Origin of the sequence: Nonomuraea sp. SBT364 (genome assembly GCF_001083785.1) — a bacterium.
Lineage (GTDB): Bacteria > Actinomycetota > Actinomycetes > Streptosporangiales > Streptosporangiaceae > Nonomuraea.
The window spans coordinates 1-15248 of sequence record NZ_LAVL01000185.1; the positions used below are offsets into that span (position 1 = coordinate 1).

The 15248-nt window shown below is 74.1% G+C and carries 16 protein-coding genes; 8 read left to right on the top strand and 8 right to left on the bottom strand.

Going from position 1 to position 15248, the window contains the following annotated elements; all coding sequences use genetic code 11:
- Positions 1 to 144: 144 nt before the first annotated feature.
- Positions 145 to 2256 carry a tetratricopeptide repeat protein gene (locus tag ADY59_RS41170; RefSeq protein WP_156326061.1) on the top strand — a complete coding sequence of 704 codons (2112 nt, stop codon included), beginning with the start codon at positions 145 to 147 and terminating at the stop codon, positions 2254 to 2256.
- Between the two features lie 25 nt (positions 2257 to 2281).
- Here ADY59_RS41170 and ADY59_RS50730 read toward each other — a convergent pair whose 3' ends face one another.
- The 3 genes from ADY59_RS50730 to ADY59_RS41180 form a co-directional block, all read right to left on the bottom strand.
- Entirely contained in the window at positions 2282 to 2440 is a 159-nt protein-coding gene (locus tag ADY59_RS50730; protein WP_156326062.1) for a hypothetical protein, read from the bottom strand.
- Positions 2441 to 2513: 73 nt separating this feature from the next.
- Positions 2514 to 3857, bottom strand: a complete 1344-nt coding sequence (locus tag ADY59_RS41175; protein WP_231619138.1) for a sensor histidine kinase — start codon at positions 3855 to 3857, stop codon at positions 2514 to 2516.
- A complete protein-coding gene (locus ADY59_RS41180; RefSeq protein ID WP_049574816.1) occupies positions 3850 to 4524 on the bottom strand; it encodes a response regulator transcription factor in 675 nt (224 codons plus the stop codon). The genes ADY59_RS41175 and ADY59_RS41180 overlap by 8 nt, the downstream gene beginning before the upstream one ends.
- A gap of 127 nt (positions 4525 to 4651) precedes the next feature.
- Here ADY59_RS41180 and ADY59_RS41185 point away from each other — a divergent pair, with 127 nt between their 5' ends.
- Genes ADY59_RS41185 through ADY59_RS41195 form a run of 3 tightly spaced genes read left to right on the top strand, consistent with a single transcriptional unit; the run spans position 4652 to position 7777 of the window.
- On the top strand, positions 4652 to 5830 hold the full coding sequence (locus ADY59_RS41185) for a LolA family protein (RefSeq protein WP_049574818.1): 1179 nt from the start codon (positions 4652 to 4654) through the stop codon (positions 5828 to 5830).
- Positions 5827 to 6795, top strand: coding sequence for an ABC transporter ATP-binding protein (locus ADY59_RS41190; RefSeq protein ID WP_049574820.1), 969 nt, complete (start codon positions 5827 to 5829; stop codon positions 6793 to 6795). The genes ADY59_RS41185 and ADY59_RS41190 overlap by 4 nt, the downstream gene beginning before the upstream one ends.
- On the top strand, positions 6782 to 7777 hold the full coding sequence (locus tag ADY59_RS41195; protein WP_049574821.1) for an ABC transporter permease: 996 nt from the start codon (positions 6782 to 6784) through the stop codon (positions 7775 to 7777). The genes ADY59_RS41190 and ADY59_RS41195 overlap by 14 nt, the downstream gene beginning before the upstream one ends.
- Positions 7778 to 7844: 67 nt before the next feature.
- Here the strand turns inward: ADY59_RS41195 and ADY59_RS41200 are convergent, their stop codons facing one another.
- Complete coding sequence (locus ADY59_RS41200; RefSeq protein WP_049574825.1) at positions 7845 to 8564, bottom strand: YcnI family copper-binding membrane protein; 720 nt, start codon at positions 8562 to 8564, stop codon at positions 7845 to 7847.
- Between the two features lie 45 nt (positions 8565 to 8609).
- On the bottom strand, positions 8610 to 9146 hold the full coding sequence (locus ADY59_RS41205) for a hypothetical protein (protein ID WP_049574827.1): 537 nt from the start codon (positions 9144 to 9146) through the stop codon (positions 8610 to 8612).
- Positions 9147 to 9266: 120 nt separating this feature from the next.
- Here ADY59_RS41205 and ADY59_RS41210 point away from each other — a divergent pair, with 120 nt between their 5' ends.
- On the top strand, positions 9267 to 9749 hold the full coding sequence (locus ADY59_RS41210; RefSeq protein ID WP_231619139.1) for a hypothetical protein: 483 nt from the start codon (positions 9267 to 9269) through the stop codon (positions 9747 to 9749).
- Here the strand turns inward: ADY59_RS41210 and ADY59_RS41215 are convergent.
- Genes ADY59_RS41215 through ADY59_RS41225 form a run of 3 tightly spaced genes read right to left on the bottom strand, consistent with a single transcriptional unit; the run spans position 9743 to position 12082 of the window.
- Positions 9743 to 10489 carry an ABC transporter ATP-binding protein gene (locus tag ADY59_RS41215; RefSeq protein ID WP_049574832.1) on the bottom strand — a complete coding sequence of 249 codons (747 nt, stop codon included), beginning with the start codon at positions 10487 to 10489 and terminating at the stop codon, positions 9743 to 9745. The genes ADY59_RS41210 and ADY59_RS41215 overlap by 7 nt on opposite strands.
- Before the next feature lie 2 nt (positions 10490 to 10491).
- The gene (locus tag ADY59_RS41220; protein ID WP_049574835.1) at positions 10492 to 11280 is read right to left on the bottom strand and encodes an ABC transporter permease; all 789 of its coding nucleotides are present in this window, start codon (positions 11278 to 11280) and stop codon (positions 10492 to 10494) included.
- Positions 11273 to 12082: an ABC transporter permease gene (locus ADY59_RS41225; RefSeq protein ID WP_331459570.1), complete on the bottom strand. Its 810-nt coding sequence runs from the start codon at positions 12080 to 12082 to the stop codon at positions 11273 to 11275. The genes ADY59_RS41220 and ADY59_RS41225 overlap by 8 nt, the downstream gene beginning before the upstream one ends.
- 169 nt (positions 12083 to 12251) lie before the next feature.
- Between ADY59_RS41225 and ADY59_RS41230 the strand changes: the two genes are divergently transcribed.
- From ADY59_RS41230 to ADY59_RS41240, 3 genes are all read left to right on the top strand, one after another.
- Positions 12252 to 13214, top strand: a complete 963-nt coding sequence (locus ADY59_RS41230) for an alpha/beta hydrolase (protein ID WP_049574856.1) — start codon at positions 12252 to 12254, stop codon at positions 13212 to 13214.
- A 60-nt stretch (positions 13215 to 13274) separates the two neighbouring features.
- On the top strand, positions 13275 to 14093 hold the full coding sequence (locus ADY59_RS41235) for a siderophore-interacting protein (protein WP_049574858.1): 819 nt from the start codon (positions 13275 to 13277) through the stop codon (positions 14091 to 14093).
- Positions 14094 to 14274: 181 nt separating this feature from the next.
- Positions 14275 to 15225 carry a serine/threonine-protein kinase gene (locus ADY59_RS41240; protein ID WP_197094089.1) on the top strand — a complete coding sequence of 317 codons (951 nt, stop codon included), beginning with the start codon at positions 14275 to 14277 and terminating at the stop codon, positions 15223 to 15225.
- The last annotated feature ends 23 nt before the right edge of the window (positions 15226 to 15248 follow it).

Consider the following 15248-nt stretch of genomic DNA (forward strand, 5'->3'; position numbering starts at 1 on the left):
ACACACAAAGTTCCCCACTACCCCCTCTGTGGGCAGCGGAAGATGTTTAAAAGAGACGGCCCCTAGGAGCCGCCGGCCCCCCCCCCCGCCACCACCGCGGACGCCTCAGGCGGACCGGCCTCAAACGGACCGGCCTCAGGTGCGGTGGGGGCGTTGCCGCCGGTGCCGAGGCAGTTGCCGCCGGTGTTCTCCCCGCTGTCCGGGCGGGACGCCGAGCTGGAGCGGGTCGGCGAGATGCTCCGCCCGAGCCAGGGCGCGCTGCCCCTGGCGGCGATCGTCGGCCGGGCGGGCGTCGGCAAGAGCGAGCTGGCGCTGCACGCGGCCCACCGGGCGGCCGCCGGCTTCCCCGACGGCCAGCTCTACATCGACCTGCGCGCCGGCGAACTGCGGCCCGCCGACGTGCTCGGCCGGTTCCTGCGCGCGCTCGGCCTCACGTCCCTGCCCCAGGGGCTGGAGGAACGCAGTGCGCTGTTCCGCTCCACGGTGGCGGGCAGCAGGCTGCTGGTCGTGCTCGACAACGCCGGCCCCAGCCCCGGCGTGTGGCCGCTGCTCCCGGGCGCGGCCCCCTGCGCCGCGCTGGTCACCGTGCGCGAACGCCCGGTCGGCCTGCCCGACCGGCAGGTGCTCCGGCTGGACGTGCTCGGCGAGCGGCACGCGGCCGACCTGATCGTCCAGGACATCGGCGCCGCCCGCGCCGCCCGCGAGCCGGAGGCGGTCCGGACGCTGGCGCTGCAGTGCGGCGGCCTGCCGCTGGCGCTGCGCATCGCCGGCGCCCGGCTCGCCGCCCGCCCCCGGTGGCGGGTCGAGACGCTCGTCGCCCAGCTAGCCGACTCCCGTACCGCGCTCGACGCGCTCACCCACGGCGACGTGGAGGTCCGCGCCAGCCTCGACGTCAGCTACGCCGCCCTGTCGCCGCCCGCCCGCATGCTGTTCCGGCGGATCGGCCTGCTGGGCTGCCCCCAGGTCGCGCCGTGGCTGGCCGCCGCCCTCAGCGACGCCGACCCGTCCGACGGGGTGACGGGGCCGCTGGCGGAGCTGACGGACGCCTCGCTGCTGCGCAGGACGGCCGGCGGCCGCTACGGCATGCACGACCTGGTACGGGCGTTCGCCGAGGAACGCGCGAACGCGGAGGAGAGCCGCGAGCAGCGGGCCATGACCGTCGAACGGGCCTGTACCGCCCTGCTCGCGCTGGCCGAGCGGGTGCACGAGCGCCACTACGGCGGCTTCTTCACGATGCTGCGCGGCAAGGGCACCGCCACCACCGCCATCACCGCCGGCCTCGCCGACCGCCTGATCGGCGAGCGGCCGATCCCGTGGCTGGACGAGGAGCGCGCCACCCTCCTGGCCGCCGTGCGGCAGGCCCACGCCCACGGCCTGGACGAGCTGTGCTGGAACCTCGCCATGACCGCCGTCACCCTGTTCGAGGCGTACGGCCACTTCGACGACTGGCGGTCGGTCACCGAGACCGCCAGACGGGCCTGCGTGGCGGCGGGCAACGCCCGCGGCGAGGCGGCCATGGTCTACTCGCTGAGTTCGCTGCTGCTGTTCGAGCAGCGCTACACCGAGGCCGGGCCGCTGCTGCAGGACGCCATCCGGCTGTTCGGCGACATCGGGGAGATCCAGGGCCGCGCGCTGGCGCTGCGCAACCTGGCGCTGGTCGAGCGGGTGGGCGGCCGGGCGGAGGCGGCGCTGACCCGCTACGCGCAGGCGCTGCCGCTGCTGCGGGCCGTCGGCGACCGCGCCGCCGAGGCGCACGTGCTGGTGAACGTGGCCGCCGTGCACCTGGAGAGCGACCGGCCCGGCGAGGCCGAGCCGCTGCTGGAGCGGGCGCTGGCCACCTTCCGCGCCGAGGGCGTGCCGCGCGGCGAGGCGCAGGCGCTGACCAGGATCGCCGAGCTGGCGCTGCGCCGGGGCGACGCGGCCCGGGCGAAGGACGCGTTCGCCGAGGCGGCGGCGATCGTGGCCGCCGTGCACGACCGCATCGGCGAGGCGTACGTCCTGCACGGGCTGGGGGAGGCGCAGGCCGCGCTGGGGCAGTGCGGTCAGGCGGAGGCGACGCTGCGCCAGGCGCTGGCGCTGGCCGTCAGGCTGGGCGAGCGGCACATCCAGGGCCGCGCCAGCCTGTCGCTGGGCCTCCTCCTGAGCGGCCGCGGCGACCCGGAGGCGGCCGGGCACCTGCGGACGTCGCACGAGCTGTTCGCCGGCATGGGTGCCGAGCGCTGGCGGGCGAGGGCCGCCGAGGCCCTCGCCCGGTGACGTACGGGCGCCCGCCCGGCGCCGGTCAGACGCCCGGCCTGGTCGGGTCGCCGGTCCACGTCATGTCGCACGAGCCGGGGACCGCGGGGTCGCACGGCCCGTCGTAGCGGACAGCCTGGGCCGGCGTGGCGAGCCCCGCGGCGACGGTGGCCGCCAGGGCGGCGACGATGACGATTCTGCGCATGAAAGCACCTCCGTGATGAGTCGCGCCGACTCTAGGGATCACCGCTTTCGACACGCTTTAGCCGGCCGGCCGTTCAGCCGCGCGGCAGCCACACCACGGCCCGCAGCCCGGGCGCGGCGTCCTCCAGGTGGACGGTGCCGCCGTGCGCGCGCACCGTCTCGCGCACGATCGCCAGCCCGAGCCCCGCGCCGCCCTCGTCGCGGCTGCGCCCGGAGTCGAGCCGGGTGAACCGGTTGAACACCCGCTCCCGGTCCTCCTCCGGGATGCCGGGCCCGTCGTCGGTCACGGTGAGCGTGCCGTCGGCCGTCAGCGCCACCTCGACCTTGGACGAGGTGTGCCGCACGGCGTTGTCGACCAGGTTCGTCAGCACCCGGCTCAGGTCGAGCGCGTCGCCCCGCACCACGACCGGGTCGCACGCGGTCAGCCGTACCTCGCCGTAGCGCTCGGTGCTCTGCCGCACCACGTCGCCGAGGTCGACCGGCTCGCGGCGGGCGGGCACGCCGCCGCGCTCGTCCAGCCGCGCCAGCGCCAGCAGGTCCTCGGCCAGCCGGTGCAGCCGCAGCGTGTCCTCCAGCACCCCCTCGGCGGTCTCCCGCCACTCCTGGCCCTCGGGATGGCCGAGCGCCACCTCCAGCTGGAGCCGGATGCTGGCCAGCGGGCTGCGCAACTCGTGCGCGGCGTCGGAGACCAGCGCCCGCTGCCGCTGCTCGGCCTCCTCCAGGCGGCCCAGCATGTCGTTGAGCGTGGTGGCCAGCGAGTGCACCTCGTCACGCGACTCGGGCACCGGCAGCCGCCGCGACCGGGCGGTGTGCGTGATGTCGGCGGCGCCGCGCCGCAGCGCGCTGATGGGCCGCAGCGTCCTGCCGATGATCAGCCAGCTCGCCACGGCCAGCAGCACCACCAGCAGCGGCGTGCCGACGAGCAGCACCCGGCCGGCCGTCCCGATGCTGGTCTGGATCTCCGCGACCGGCCTGGCCGCGATCACGGTCTGCCCCCGGTCGGCGCGCAGCACCACGACCCGCAGCGGCCCCGGGATCGCGTACGGCCGGCCGTCCACGAACACCGCCTGCCCGCCGGCCAGCGCCTCCCGCCGGGCGGCCGGGCCGAGCAGCGGCACCAGCCGGTCCGCGCCGTAGGTGACGTGCGTGATGCGCCCGTCGGCGTCGAGGACCTGCACGATGGTGCCGTCATGGGTGGTGATCGGGCTGGTCAGGGTGCCGGCGTCGGCGTGCACCCGGACGGTCTGCGCCTGCTGCCTGGTCGACTCGTCCACCGTGCTGACGAGCGTCCGGTCCAGCACGCTGAGCAGCACCGACGCGGAGACGGCCAGCGCCAGCGCGAGCACCGCGGCGGCCACGGCGGTGAGCCGGAAGCGCAGCCCCTGCCGCCGCCACCAGGTCATCGGGCCGTCAGCCACCGTCGCCGGCCAGCCGGTAGCCCGCGCCGCGCACGGTCTGCAGCGCGTTCCTGCCGAACGGGACGTCGACCTTGCGCCGCAGGTAGCCGACGTACACCTCGACCACGTTCGGATCGGTGTCGAAGGTGTCCCACACGTGCTCCAGGATCTCCGACTTGGACACCACCTCGTCCCGCCTGCGCAGCAGGAACTCCAGCAGCGCGAACTCCCGCGGCGTCAGCTCGACCTGCGTCTCGCCGCGCCGCACCATCCGGCGGGCCGGGTCGAGCGTCAGGTCGCCGGCCGCCAGCACCGCCGGCCGCCGCCCGGCGTCGCGCCGCAGCAGCGCCCGCAGCCTCGCCACGAGCACCACGTACGAGAACGGCTTGGTCAGGTAGTCGTCGGCGCCCAGATCCAGGCCGTCGGCCATGTCGTACTCGCCGTCCTTGGCCGACAGCATCAGGATCGGCACCCAGTTCTCCTCGGCGCGCAACTGCTTGCACACGTTGTAGCCGGACAGCCTGGGCAGCATGATGTCGAGCACGACCACGTCGTAGTCGCCGTGCCTGGCCTCGTGCAGCCCCTGTTCGCCGTCGTGGGCGAGGTCCACGGCGAACCCTTCGGCCTGCAGCCCCCGCTGGAGCGCGGCGGCCATCCGCCTCTCGTCCTCGACGACCAGAACTCTCATGCGGCGATTCTCCCGTTCCTCCCCTGAGACCCGGCTGAGAAGGCTGAGAGGGATCTCAGCTCGTCTCAGGCTCGCCTAAGGATGCATCACCCAGGCTGGCCCCATCGACATACCGTTAAGGAGTGAGATGCGAAGAGGCACGTTCGTGAGGTGGGGAGTGCCGATCGCGGCCGCCGCCGTGATCGGGGCCGCGATCGGCGCCGGTCCGGTCGTCGCCGCGGTGAGCGGCGACCCGGTGCTGCCCGAGCGCTCGGCCCAGCAACTGCTGGCCGACGCCGCGGCGGCCGTGGAGAAGACCGAGGGCCCGCTGCCGATGTCCGGCACGGTGCAGCAGACGGCCTCGCTCGGCCTGCCGGCGCTGCCGCAGACCGGCTCCGCGGGCCCGCTCAGCCTGCTGTCCGGCTCCCACGAGATCAAGGTCTGGTACGGGGAGGGTGACAAGCTGAGGGTCGCGATGCCGACCCAGATGAACGAGACCAACCTGATCGTCGACGGCGACCAGGCGTGGTACTTCGACAGCGCCACCAACACCGCCACCAAGATCCTCTTCGACCCGGGCGCGCGGCCGGACGACATGGCCGAGCACGCCCCGCAGGAGATGACCCCGCAGGCGGCGGCGGAGAAGGTGCTGGCCCAGGCCGACGAGCACACGGCCGTCAGCGTGACCAACACGGCCGAGGTGGCGGGCCGCCCGGCCTACCAGCTGGTGCTCAAGCCCAAGGACGCCGGCTCGCTGGTGGAGGAGGTGCGCCTGGCCCTCGACGGGGAGAACTTCGTCCCGCTGCAGGTGCAGGTGTTCGCCAAGGGCTCGGCGGAACCGGCCTTCCAGGTCGGCTTCACCCAGGTGACGTTCACCCCGCCCGCGCCGGAGAACTTCACCTTCACCCCGCCCCCCGGGGCCAAGGTCGAGGAGAAGAAGCTCACGGCGCCCAAGAAGGAGGAGCTGAGCGAGGCGCACGCCGAGGAGGCCAGGAAGGCCGCCGAGGACGTGAAGATCGTCGGCGACGGCTGGACCTCGGTCGCGGTGCTGCCCGCCACCCTGTCCGACCTGAAGGCCCAGGGCGGCGAGGAGGCCCAGGGCGGCGAGGAGGCCCAGGGCGAGGACGGGCCGCGGTTCGGCGACGAGGCCGACCCGGCCGCGCTCATCGAGACCGTCCTGAAGTCCGCCACGCCGGTGAGCGGCCCGTGGGGCTCCGGCAAGCTGATCACCACCAAGCTCGCCACGGTCCTGCTGACCGACGACGGCCGCCTCCTGGTCGGCGCGGTCACCCCGGAGGAGATCACCAAGGCGGCGGGCGTCAGGTGACGACCGTCACGCAGGAAGCGGGGGCGCCCTTCAGGGCGGCCCCGCCCTCCGACGCCGCCATCGTGACCAGCGGCCTGACCAAGCGCTTCCGCGGCGGCCAGGTCGCCGTCGACGCGCTCGACCTGGCCGTGCCGCGCGGATCCGTCTACGGCTTCCTCGGGCCGAACGGCTCGGGCAAGACCACCACGATCCGCATGCTGCTGGGCCTGGTCTCGCCCACCGAGGGCGAGCACGCGCTGCTCGGTCTGCCGCTCGACCAGGCGCTGCCCCGGGTCGGGGCGCTCGTCGAAGGACCGGCCTTCTACCCGTACCTGTCGGGCGAGGCCAACCTGCGCCGCTTCGACGCCGCCGACCCGACCGCGAGCGCCGCGACCGCCAGGGAGCGGATCGGCGAGGCGCTGGAACGGGTGGGGCTGACCGCCGCGGCGGGCAAGCGGTTCCGCAACTACTCCCTGGGCATGCGCCAGCGCCTGGCCATCGCCGCCGCCCTGCTCGGGCCGCGCGAGCTGCTCATCCTGGACGAGCCGACCAACGGCCTCGACCCGCAGGGCACCCGCGAGGTGCGCGCGCTGGTCAAGGAGATCGCCGCCGGCGGCACCACCGTCTTCGTCTCCTCCCACCTGCTGGCCGAGGTGGAGCAGATGTGCACGCACGCCGCGATCATGCGCACCGGCAAGCTCGTCGCCCAGGGCACGATCGCCTCGCTCAGCGGCGGCCGCGCCGCCCGGATCCGGGTCGAGACGCCCGGTCCGGCCGACGCCGCGCGGGTCCTGACCACGCTCGGCCTGGCCGACGTGCGGGCCGACGCGTACGTGAGCGCGGAGCTGGGCGGGCACGCGCCCGAGGAAATCAACGCCGTCCTCGTCCGCGAGGGCGTGGCCGTGCGCGGGCTGGCCGTGGTGCGGCCGAGCCTGGAGGACGTGTTCGTCGGACTGACGGGAGAGGGATTCGATGTCGACGGCTGAGACCACCACCGGATCGGCGGCGGAGACGGCGCAGACGGCGACGCGGACCGCCCGGCAGCCCCGCCGCACCCCGGGCCTGGTGCCCGTGGCCGAGACGCTCAGCACCGCCGAACGCCGCACGCCCGAGCCGGCGCCACCGGGCCTGCCGCCGCCCGTGCGCCGGCCGGGCGCGTTCTGGCGGCTGCTCGGCTCGGAGCTGGGGCTGACGTTCCGGCGCCCGCGCAACCTGGCCATGCTGGCCGTGGTGGGCGCGGTGCCGATCCTCGTCGGCGTCGCGCTGCGGATGGTCGGCGGCGGGGACGACGACGGCATGGGCGGGATGATCGCCAGCGTGGCGGGCAACAGCCTCATGCTGACGTTCGTCTCGTTCTCGTTCCTGACGCTGCTGCTCATGCCGGTCGCGGTGGCCGTCGTCGGCGGCGACTCGATCGCCGGGGAGGCCGGCGCGGGCACGCTGCGCTACCTGCTGGCCGCGCCCGCCGGCCGCACCCGGCTGCTGGCCGTCAAGTTCCTGAACGTCGTCGTCTACGGCTACGCGGTCACCGCCGTGGTGGCGCTGTCGGCGCTGGTCACCGGGCTGCTGCTGTTCCCGGCCGGGGACGTGACGCTGCTGTCGGGCACCACCGTCCCGCTGACCGACGGGCTGCTGCGGATCGCCCTCAGCGTCGGCTACATCGGCGCCGGCATGGCCGCGCTGGGCGCCGTCGCGGTCGCCCTGTCGACCTTCACCGAGGTGCCCGTCGGCGCGATCGCCGGCACCGTCGTGGCCGTCGTCGTCTGCCAGGTGCTGCGGGCCATCCCGGATCTCGCGCCGCTGGAGCCCTACCTGCTGCCGGCCCGCTTCACCAGCTTCGACTCGGTGCTGCGCGACCCGATCGACACCGGGACGCTGCTCGACGGGCTGTCGGTGTTCGGCGCGTACACGGTGCTGTCGCTCTCGGTCGCGTGGGCGCGCTTCACCGGCAAGGACATCACCTCCTGACAGGCACCTGCTGATGGCACGGCCCGTACGCATCGCGTACGGGCCGTGAACAGGCCGGACGCGGGGGTCAGGACGTGCGGCGGCGCAGCGCCAGGAAGGCGACCACCAGGCCGATCACGCCGACGGCCAGGCCCGCGCCGCCGAGCAGGCGGGCGGTGCCGTCGGAGGAGGCGGCGGCCGCCGCCGCGACCGGCGTCACCGAGGGGGCGGGCGACGCGGCGGCGGGGGACGCCGAGGCGCCGTGCCCGTCGTCGCCGGTCGCCGGGGTGAGCTTGAGCAGCGGCGCCGGGTGCTCGGGCTCGGAGCCGTCGGCCTTGGGGGCGTCGGCCCAGTCGACGACCTCGCCGCCGGAGTAGGTCTGCTTGGTCGGGAACACGAGCTGCTCGATGCCCTCGGGGAGCCGGCCCATCGACACCTCGAACTCCTGGAACTCGCCCTTGCCGATCTTCCCGCCGGACCAGACGACGGTGGTGACGGCCTCGGTGAGCTCGCCGAACTCGGTGGTGACGGGCTTGGGCAGCTTGCCCTCGGTGACCTTGACGCTCCAGCCGGGCACCGGCTTGACCGAGACGAACGCCAGCGGATGGTCGGTCGGGAAGGACACCTCGACCTTGACCGTCGAGGCGTCGTCGCGCTCGTTCGGCACCCGGAAGGCGACCTTGGTGAACCCGCCCTGCTCGGCGGTGCCCGGGTTGATCGTGACGTGGGCCAGGGCGGGCAGGGCGAGCCCGGCGGTGATTGCGGTGGCGGCGGCGAGCACGGTCGCGGCACGGCGGACGAAGGACATGGCGGATCTCCACTTGTCGTGATGGGGTTACGGGGTGTCGGCTGGTCAGGCGGGCAGTGGAGGACCACGCCTGGCGACGGAGTGACGCAACCCGGGAGCGGGGGGCACGGCCCGCGCGCGCACGACCGGCGCGGCGGCCCGGGGGACGGGCGGGGAGACGGGGCGCAGCGGCGTCAGCCGGCGCAGCAGGCGGCGCAGCGTCGCCCACAGCGCGGCCTCGCCGCGCGCCAGCCACCAGCCGGTGAGCAGGGTGGCGGTCAGGTGCGCCAGCAGCATGCCGAGGGCGTCGCCGAGCCCCTGCCCGTGCAGGTGGAGGGCGACGTAGGCGGTGCCGTCGCCGCCGCCGAACAGCTCGTGCAGCCCCGCCTGGGCGCCCACCAGCGCGGTGTTGACGGTGGCGGCCGGGCGCTCCCGGCCGGGCAGCGCCAGCGCCAGCGCGAACACCGCGCCCGCGCCGAGCCCGGCGGCCCATGGCGCGGGCCCCGTGCCGCCGCCCAGCGAGTGGGCGGTCGCGGCCAGCGTCACGCAGACGGCCGTGAAGACGGCCGCCCTGACGAGCCGGAGGGGCAGGTGCGCGCGCATGGGTGTGCCACATGGTCTCACGGGCGGGCGGCGGCGACGAGTTCAATCCCCAAGCTCGGCAATGCCTGGTTGATAAGCGATGTTTGTCGCTAAGGTCGGGCTCACCACGTTGACATAGAGGTGAGAACGTTGCGGCACTTAGCTGGTTTCCTGCTGGGGCTTGTGGTGACCGCGGCCGTCCTGGGCGGTGGCGGCTGGGCCGTGCAGCAGGCCATGGCGGCCGCGCAGGCCGCCCCCACGGGCGGGCAGCAGTTGTGGATCGCGCTCGGCTCGATGGCCGCCGTCGGACTGGTCGTCGGGCTCGTGGTGGCCGGCCGGGTCTCGCCGCTGGCCACGTTCACGCCGTCGCTGGTCCTGCTGGCCTGGACCGTCGTGTACGCCCTGGACATGAACCGGGCGCTCAGCCTGCTCCCGGACGAGCCGTCGGTGAACCAGCTCGTCCGGGAGGCCGCCGCCGGCGACAGGCTGCTGCTGACCTCCGGCGCCTTCGCCCTGCTCGGCGTGGCGCTGTTCATCCCCGTCCTGATGCCCTCGCGCTGGTCGCGCGGCGACGACGAGGACGACGACGAGTACGAGACGACGCAGGAGGGCGGCTACTACTGACGGCTGCTCGTGTAGAGGTGCGTGACGACCTCCTCGATCGTCGCGTGCCCCGGGGCCGAGGCCATCAGGTCGTCGAGCGTGCCGTCGAAGGCCAGGCTGCCGTGGTCGATGAGCATGACCCGGCGGCACAGCCGTTCGATGTCGCCCAGGTCGTGGGTGGTCAGCAGCACGGTGGTGCCCTGTTCGGCGTTGACCCGGGCCAGGAACGCCCGGATGCTCGCCTTGCTGACCACGTCCAGCCCGATCGTCGGCTCGTCGAGCACCAGCACGTCGGGCGCGTGCAGCAGCGCGGCGGCCAGGTCGCCGCGCATCCGCTGGCCGAGGCTGAGCTGCCGGACCGGCGTGCGCAGGAAGTCGCCCAGGTCGAGCGTCTCGGTCAGCTCCGCCAGCCTCCGCGCGAACGTGCCGCGATCTACTTTGTAAAGGAGCCGGATCAGCTCGAAGCTGTCCTTGAGCGGCAGGTCCCACCAGAGCGTGGTGCGCTGCCCGAACACCACGCCGATGCGCCGCGCCAGCGTCGTCCGCTTGCGCGACGGGTCCAGCCCGGCCACCCGCACCCTGCCGGAGCTGGGGGTGAGGATGCCGCACAGCATCTTGATCGTGGTGGACTTGCCGGCGCCGTTGGGGCCGAGGTAGCCGACGAACTCCCCGGGCGCGACGGTGAACGACAGGTCGCGTACGGCGTGCACCAGCGTGCGCTTCACCCGGAAGGTACGGCCCGCGCGGTCGAGTTCGATCATGCCTAGCTCCCCGTGGATCGGTAACGGCGAAGGCCCTGTCGCCAGGCGAAGGCGGCCAGCAGGGCGAGGGACAGGGCCGCGACGGGCCCGAGGAAGCGCAGGAAGCCCGGCGTGCCGAACGGGTCGTCCCGGCCGAGCACGTACAGGCCGGGCTGCCAGTTGACGAACGCCAGCGGCAGCACGTACGTCACACCGCGCACCAGGTCACGGCCGTAGACGCTGAACGGGTACTGGGTGAGCTGCTGGCCGCCGTAGGTGAAGGCGCTGGTCACCTCCGGCGCGTCGGTCAGCAGGAACTGCACCGCCCCGGCCAGCGTCCACAGCGAGGCGAAGATGACCGCGCCGCAGGCCACCATGACGGGGATCATCCACAGCCGGCCCGGGTCGAGGTCGAGCGCGCCGAGGGCGTAGCCGAGCACGAGGCACGCCTGCGCGACGCGGCCCAGCCGGGTGGGCGTGAACCGGTCGGTGGCGATCTGGAGCCAGGCGCCGGCCGGCCGGATGAGGAACGTGTCGAGTGTGCCCGCCCTGATGTGCTGGCTGATCCGCTCCAGGTTGCCGGCCAGCACGTCGGTCACGCTGAAGGCCAGCGCGGCCGCGCCGTACAGGAGGAGCACCTCCTCGCGGCTGAACCCGGCGAGGGTGGTGGTGTTGGCGAACAGCACCAGGATCACGGCGAGGTCGAGCACGGCCGACACGGAGCCGAGCAGCAGCATGATGGCGAAGGAGGCCCGGTAGGCGGCCGCGGCTCGGGTCCACGTCCAGGCGAGCAGCAGGTAGGTCCTAACCACCCTGGATCACCACCTTGTGGCGGATCGCCCGGGTGCCGAGCGCGCCGAGCGCGAGCAGCGCCGCGGCCCAGAACGCCTGGAAGGCGAGCGTTCCGAGGATCGGCGCGGTGCCCAGGAAGAGGTCGGCCGGGGCCTGCACCATGCCGGACCACGGCAGCGCCCGGGTCAGGTCGCCCAGCCAGCCCGGGAAGATCGTCAGGGGCAGCATCATGCCGCTGAAGAACGTCGTCAGGGCCATGGAGAGCACCTGCACGCCGCGGTCGTCGACGAGCCAGCACACCGACAGCGCCACCAGGTAGCGCCAGCCGAAGCTGATCAGCACGCCGAGCAGCGCCGCGGCCAGGAAGCCGGCCCACTGGACCGGCCCGGCGGGCAGCACGATGCCGAACAGCGCGGCCCCCACGAGCATGGGCGGCAGGCCGCGCACGGCGAACAGGTAGCCGGCCCGGCCCAGGTCCTCGGCGAGCGCCCAGAGCTGGAGCGGGGCGGGACGGACGAGGTCGAGGGCGATGTCGCCGCTGCGGATGCGCTCGGGGATGGTCAGGCCGCCGCCGAACAGCTGCATCGGGCCGATGAAGGCCTGGGTGACGAAGCAGAACGTGACGGCGTCGGTGACGTCGTAGCCGGCCAGGCCGGGCCTGGCCTGCCAGAGGGCGATGAGGATGTAGGCGCGCAGGATGCCGAAGACGCTGTTGGTGAAGGCGCCGGCGAGCGCGGCCGAGACGTAGGTGGCGTGCTTGCGGAAGCCGTACCGGACGAGCCGGGCGTAGAGCGGTATGGTTTTGCACCTCCGGAGGGTGATGGCACGGTGACGAGCCGTGCGCGGGCAGGAGCGCGGGCCTGCCTGGCCAAAGGGAGCAGAGCATTATCGGACTCCTGTGGCGGGTGGCGCAACGGGATTTCCGGCCGGTCGATCACCGGCGAGTAGGGCGCCGGTCCGGGGGTATGGGCAGGTCATCGGAGGATTCGTCATGTGCCTGGACCGGGACGTAACTCCTGACTACCCGCTGAGCTGGCAGGCCCGCGCGCTCGTCGGCCTGATGCGCGGCACCCTCAAGCCCGCCTCGCACCTGCTGCTGCGCCATCCGTTCGCGCTCGACTGCGCCTCGCGCCTCGGCGGGCTGGCCGGGGCGGTGCCCGTGCCGGAGCACGTGGGCGTGACCCCGGCGGCCTTCTCCGGCTGCGAGGGCGAATGGGTGCGCGGCGGGGACGGGCTGGACGAGCGCAAGGCGGTGCTCTACCTGCACGGCGGCGGCTACTTCTGGTGCTCGCCGCGCACCCACCGGCCGATCACCTGGCGGCTGTCGGTCGCGGCCCGGCGGCCGGTGCTGGCCCCGGACTACCGCCAGGGGCCGGCGCACAACCTCGCCGCCTCGCTGAGCGACGCCCTGGAGGCGTACGGCTGCCTGCTGGAGCGGGGCTACGACGCGGCCGATGTGATCGTGGCGGGCGACTCGGCGGGCGGCCACCTGACGCTGGCGACCCTGCTGGCGCTGCGTGACCGGGGGCTGCCGCTGCCGGCGGCGGGCATCTGCCTGTCGCCGTGGGCCGACCTGACCGACTTCCCGCGCCGCGCCAACCGCTGGCAGGACCCGGTCCTGCCGGCCGGGCGGGTGCGCTGGCTGGCCCGCCGCTGGACCGACGGGCTCGACCCGCGCGACCCGCTGGTCTCGCCCGTGCTGGGCGACTTCACCGGGCTGCCGCCGCTGATGATCGTCACCGGTTCCACCGAGGTGCTCAGGGACGAGGCCCGCCGCGTCGCCGAACGCGCCCGGCAGGCCGGGGTGCCGGTGACGTACGAGGAGTGGCCGCGCATGCCGCACGTGTTCCCGCTGCTGGCGGACGTGCTGCCGGAGGCGCGGCTGGCCTTCCGGCACATGGCGCGCTTCCTGGCGGCCGTGGGCGAGCGGCCGCCGATGGAGGACGCGGCCTGACGCGCTCCCCGGAGAAGGGTGTAAGTTAGGTATACCTAACTTCGAGTGAGGAGCCGTTGCATGAGCGATCACCGAGGTGTCGTCCTGCGGACCGAACGCATCTCACCCCACATGATCAGGGTTGTTGTCGGTGGAGATGGTTTGCGGGATTTCGCCCTTTCCGGGGCCACCGACAGTTACGTCAAGGTCGTCTTCCCGCATGACGGCGTGGACTACCCGCAGCCTTTCGACGTGCAGCAGGTGCGCGAGACCATGCCCAGGGAGTTCTGGCCCCGGCAGCGCACCTACACCGTGCGCGCCTGGGATCCCGACAGCCGGGAGATGACGCTCGACTTCGTCCACCATGGCGACGAGGGTCTGGCCGGGCCGTGGGCCGCGCGGGCCAAGCCCGGTGACGAGGTGCTCATGCTCGGCCCCGGCGGCGGTTACTCGCCGGACCCGGAGGCCGCCTGGCATCTGTTCGCCGGGGACGAGAGCGCGCTGCCCGCCATCGCCGCCTCCCTGGAGGCGCTGCCGGAGAACGCGCTCGCGTACGTGTTCGTCGAGGTGGAGTCGCCCGAGGACGAGCTCAAGCTGAGCACGCTCGCCGACGCCCGCGTCACCTGGCTCTACCGGGGCGGCGGGCCCGTCGGCGAGGCGCTGGTCGAGGCGGTGCTCGGGCTCGACTTCCCGCCCGGCGACGTGTGCGCCTTCGTGCACGGCGAGGCCGCCTTCGTCAAGCGCCTGCGCCGCTACCTGCGGGTGGAGAAGGCGGTGCCGATGGAGCGGCTGTCGATCTCCGGCTACTGGCGGGCCGGCGCGGACGACGAGGCCTGGCGCGCGGTCAAGAAGGACTGGAACCGCCAGGTCGAGACCGAGGAAGCCGCCGAACTCGGCTGAGCCGTACGCCCCTCCTGTCCCATCTGTTACTCACTGTGGAGGAACGACCCTCTTACCTCCGATACCTCTTGTGAACGACATGCGTCCTCGCCCGGTCCCGGGCGCCACAGTGTGCTGAGCCGTTTCCCGACGGAGAGGCGAGGCCCGGATGGCGCGTGGTGCGAGCGGCATGCCCTCGGGCGTGCGACCGCTTACGGTGGGCGACCCGGTCGTCATCGGCCGGTATCTGCTCCTCGGCCGGCTCGGCGCCGGTGGGATGGGCGTCGTCTATCTCGCCGAGCACCCGGGCGGCGGGTTCGTCGCGGTCAAGACGCCGCACGCCGCGCACCTGAAGGATGCCACGCTCCGTGCCCGCTTCGCAGGGGAAGCGGCGTTCTCGCGGAGGATCGTCCCGTTCTGCACCGCGGCGGTCATCGAGGACGGCGCCGACGGGGACCGGCCCTACCTCGTGTCGGAGTACATCCCCGGACCGCCGCTGTCGCAGGTCGTCCTGTCCCGCGGGCCCCTCGCCCCCGATCTCGCCTACGGGGTCGCCCTCGGCGTGGCCGGCGCCCTCATGGCCGTGCACGACGCCGGGCTCGTCCACCGCGATCTCAAGCCGGCCAACGTGCTGCTGTCGCCCGGCGGGCCCCGGCTCATCGACTTCGGCATCGCCCGCGACGTCGACACGGCCGCCGCGCACACCGAGGCGGGGCAGGTCATGGGCAGCCCCGGCTGGGTGGCGCCCGAGCGGCTCACCGGCGACGCCGCCGCGCCCGCCTCCGACGTGTTCGCCTGGGGGTGCCTCGTCGCCTTCGCCGCCACCGGGCACCACCCGTTCGGCGGCGGCGACTCCGACACGCTCGCGCGGCGCATCCTGCTGGAGCCGCCCCGCCTGGAGACCGTCCCCGCGCTCCTGCGTCCCGCCGTCGCGGCCGCCCTGGCCAAATCCGCCGCCGGCCGCCCCCCGGCCGCCGACCTCCTGCGCGCACTCCTCGCCGCCGGGGGCATCGGCGCCCCCTGGGACCTCCGCGACGCGGTCGCGGGCGTCCTCGCGACAACCTGGACCCCCCTCCCGTACGCCCCGCCGCCCAGAACGCCCCCCGGCCGCCGACGCCACCGACCGGCCCGGATCGCATGCCGTGGGCGGTGACCGGCCGGCGTTCGGCTTCGGGG

Bases quoted from the DNA above. Each gene is read 5' to 3' on its own strand.
- ADY59_RS41200 (WP_049574825.1), bottom strand. From the start codon at position 8,564: ATGTCCTTCGTCCGCCGTGCCGCGACCGTGCTCGCCGCCGCCACCGCA.
- ADY59_RS50730 (WP_156326062.1), bottom strand. From the start codon at position 2,440: ATGCGCAGAATCGTCATCGTCGCCGCCCTGGCGGCCACCGTCGCCGCG.
- ADY59_RS41195 (WP_049574821.1), top strand. From the start codon at position 6,782: ATGTCGACGGCTGAGACCACCACCGGATCGGCGGCGGAGACGGCGCAG.
- ADY59_RS41215 (WP_049574832.1), bottom strand. From the start codon at position 10,489: ATGATCGAACTCGACCGCGCGGGCCGTACCTTCCGGGTGAAGCGCACG.
- ADY59_RS41205 (WP_049574827.1), bottom strand. From the start codon at position 9,146: ATGCGCGCGCACCTGCCCCTCCGGCTCGTCAGGGCGGCCGTCTTCACG.
- ADY59_RS41180 (WP_049574816.1), bottom strand. From the start codon at position 4,524: ATGAGAGTTCTGGTCGTCGAGGACGAGAGGCGGATGGCCGCCGCGCTC.
- ADY59_RS41230 (WP_049574856.1), top strand. From the start codon at position 12,252: ATGTGCCTGGACCGGGACGTAACTCCTGACTACCCGCTGAGCTGGCAG.
- ADY59_RS41235 (WP_049574858.1), top strand. From the start codon at position 13,275: ATGAGCGATCACCGAGGTGTCGTCCTGCGGACCGAACGCATCTCACCC.
- ADY59_RS41185 (WP_049574818.1), top strand. From the start codon at position 4,652: ATGCGAAGAGGCACGTTCGTGAGGTGGGGAGTGCCGATCGCGGCCGCC.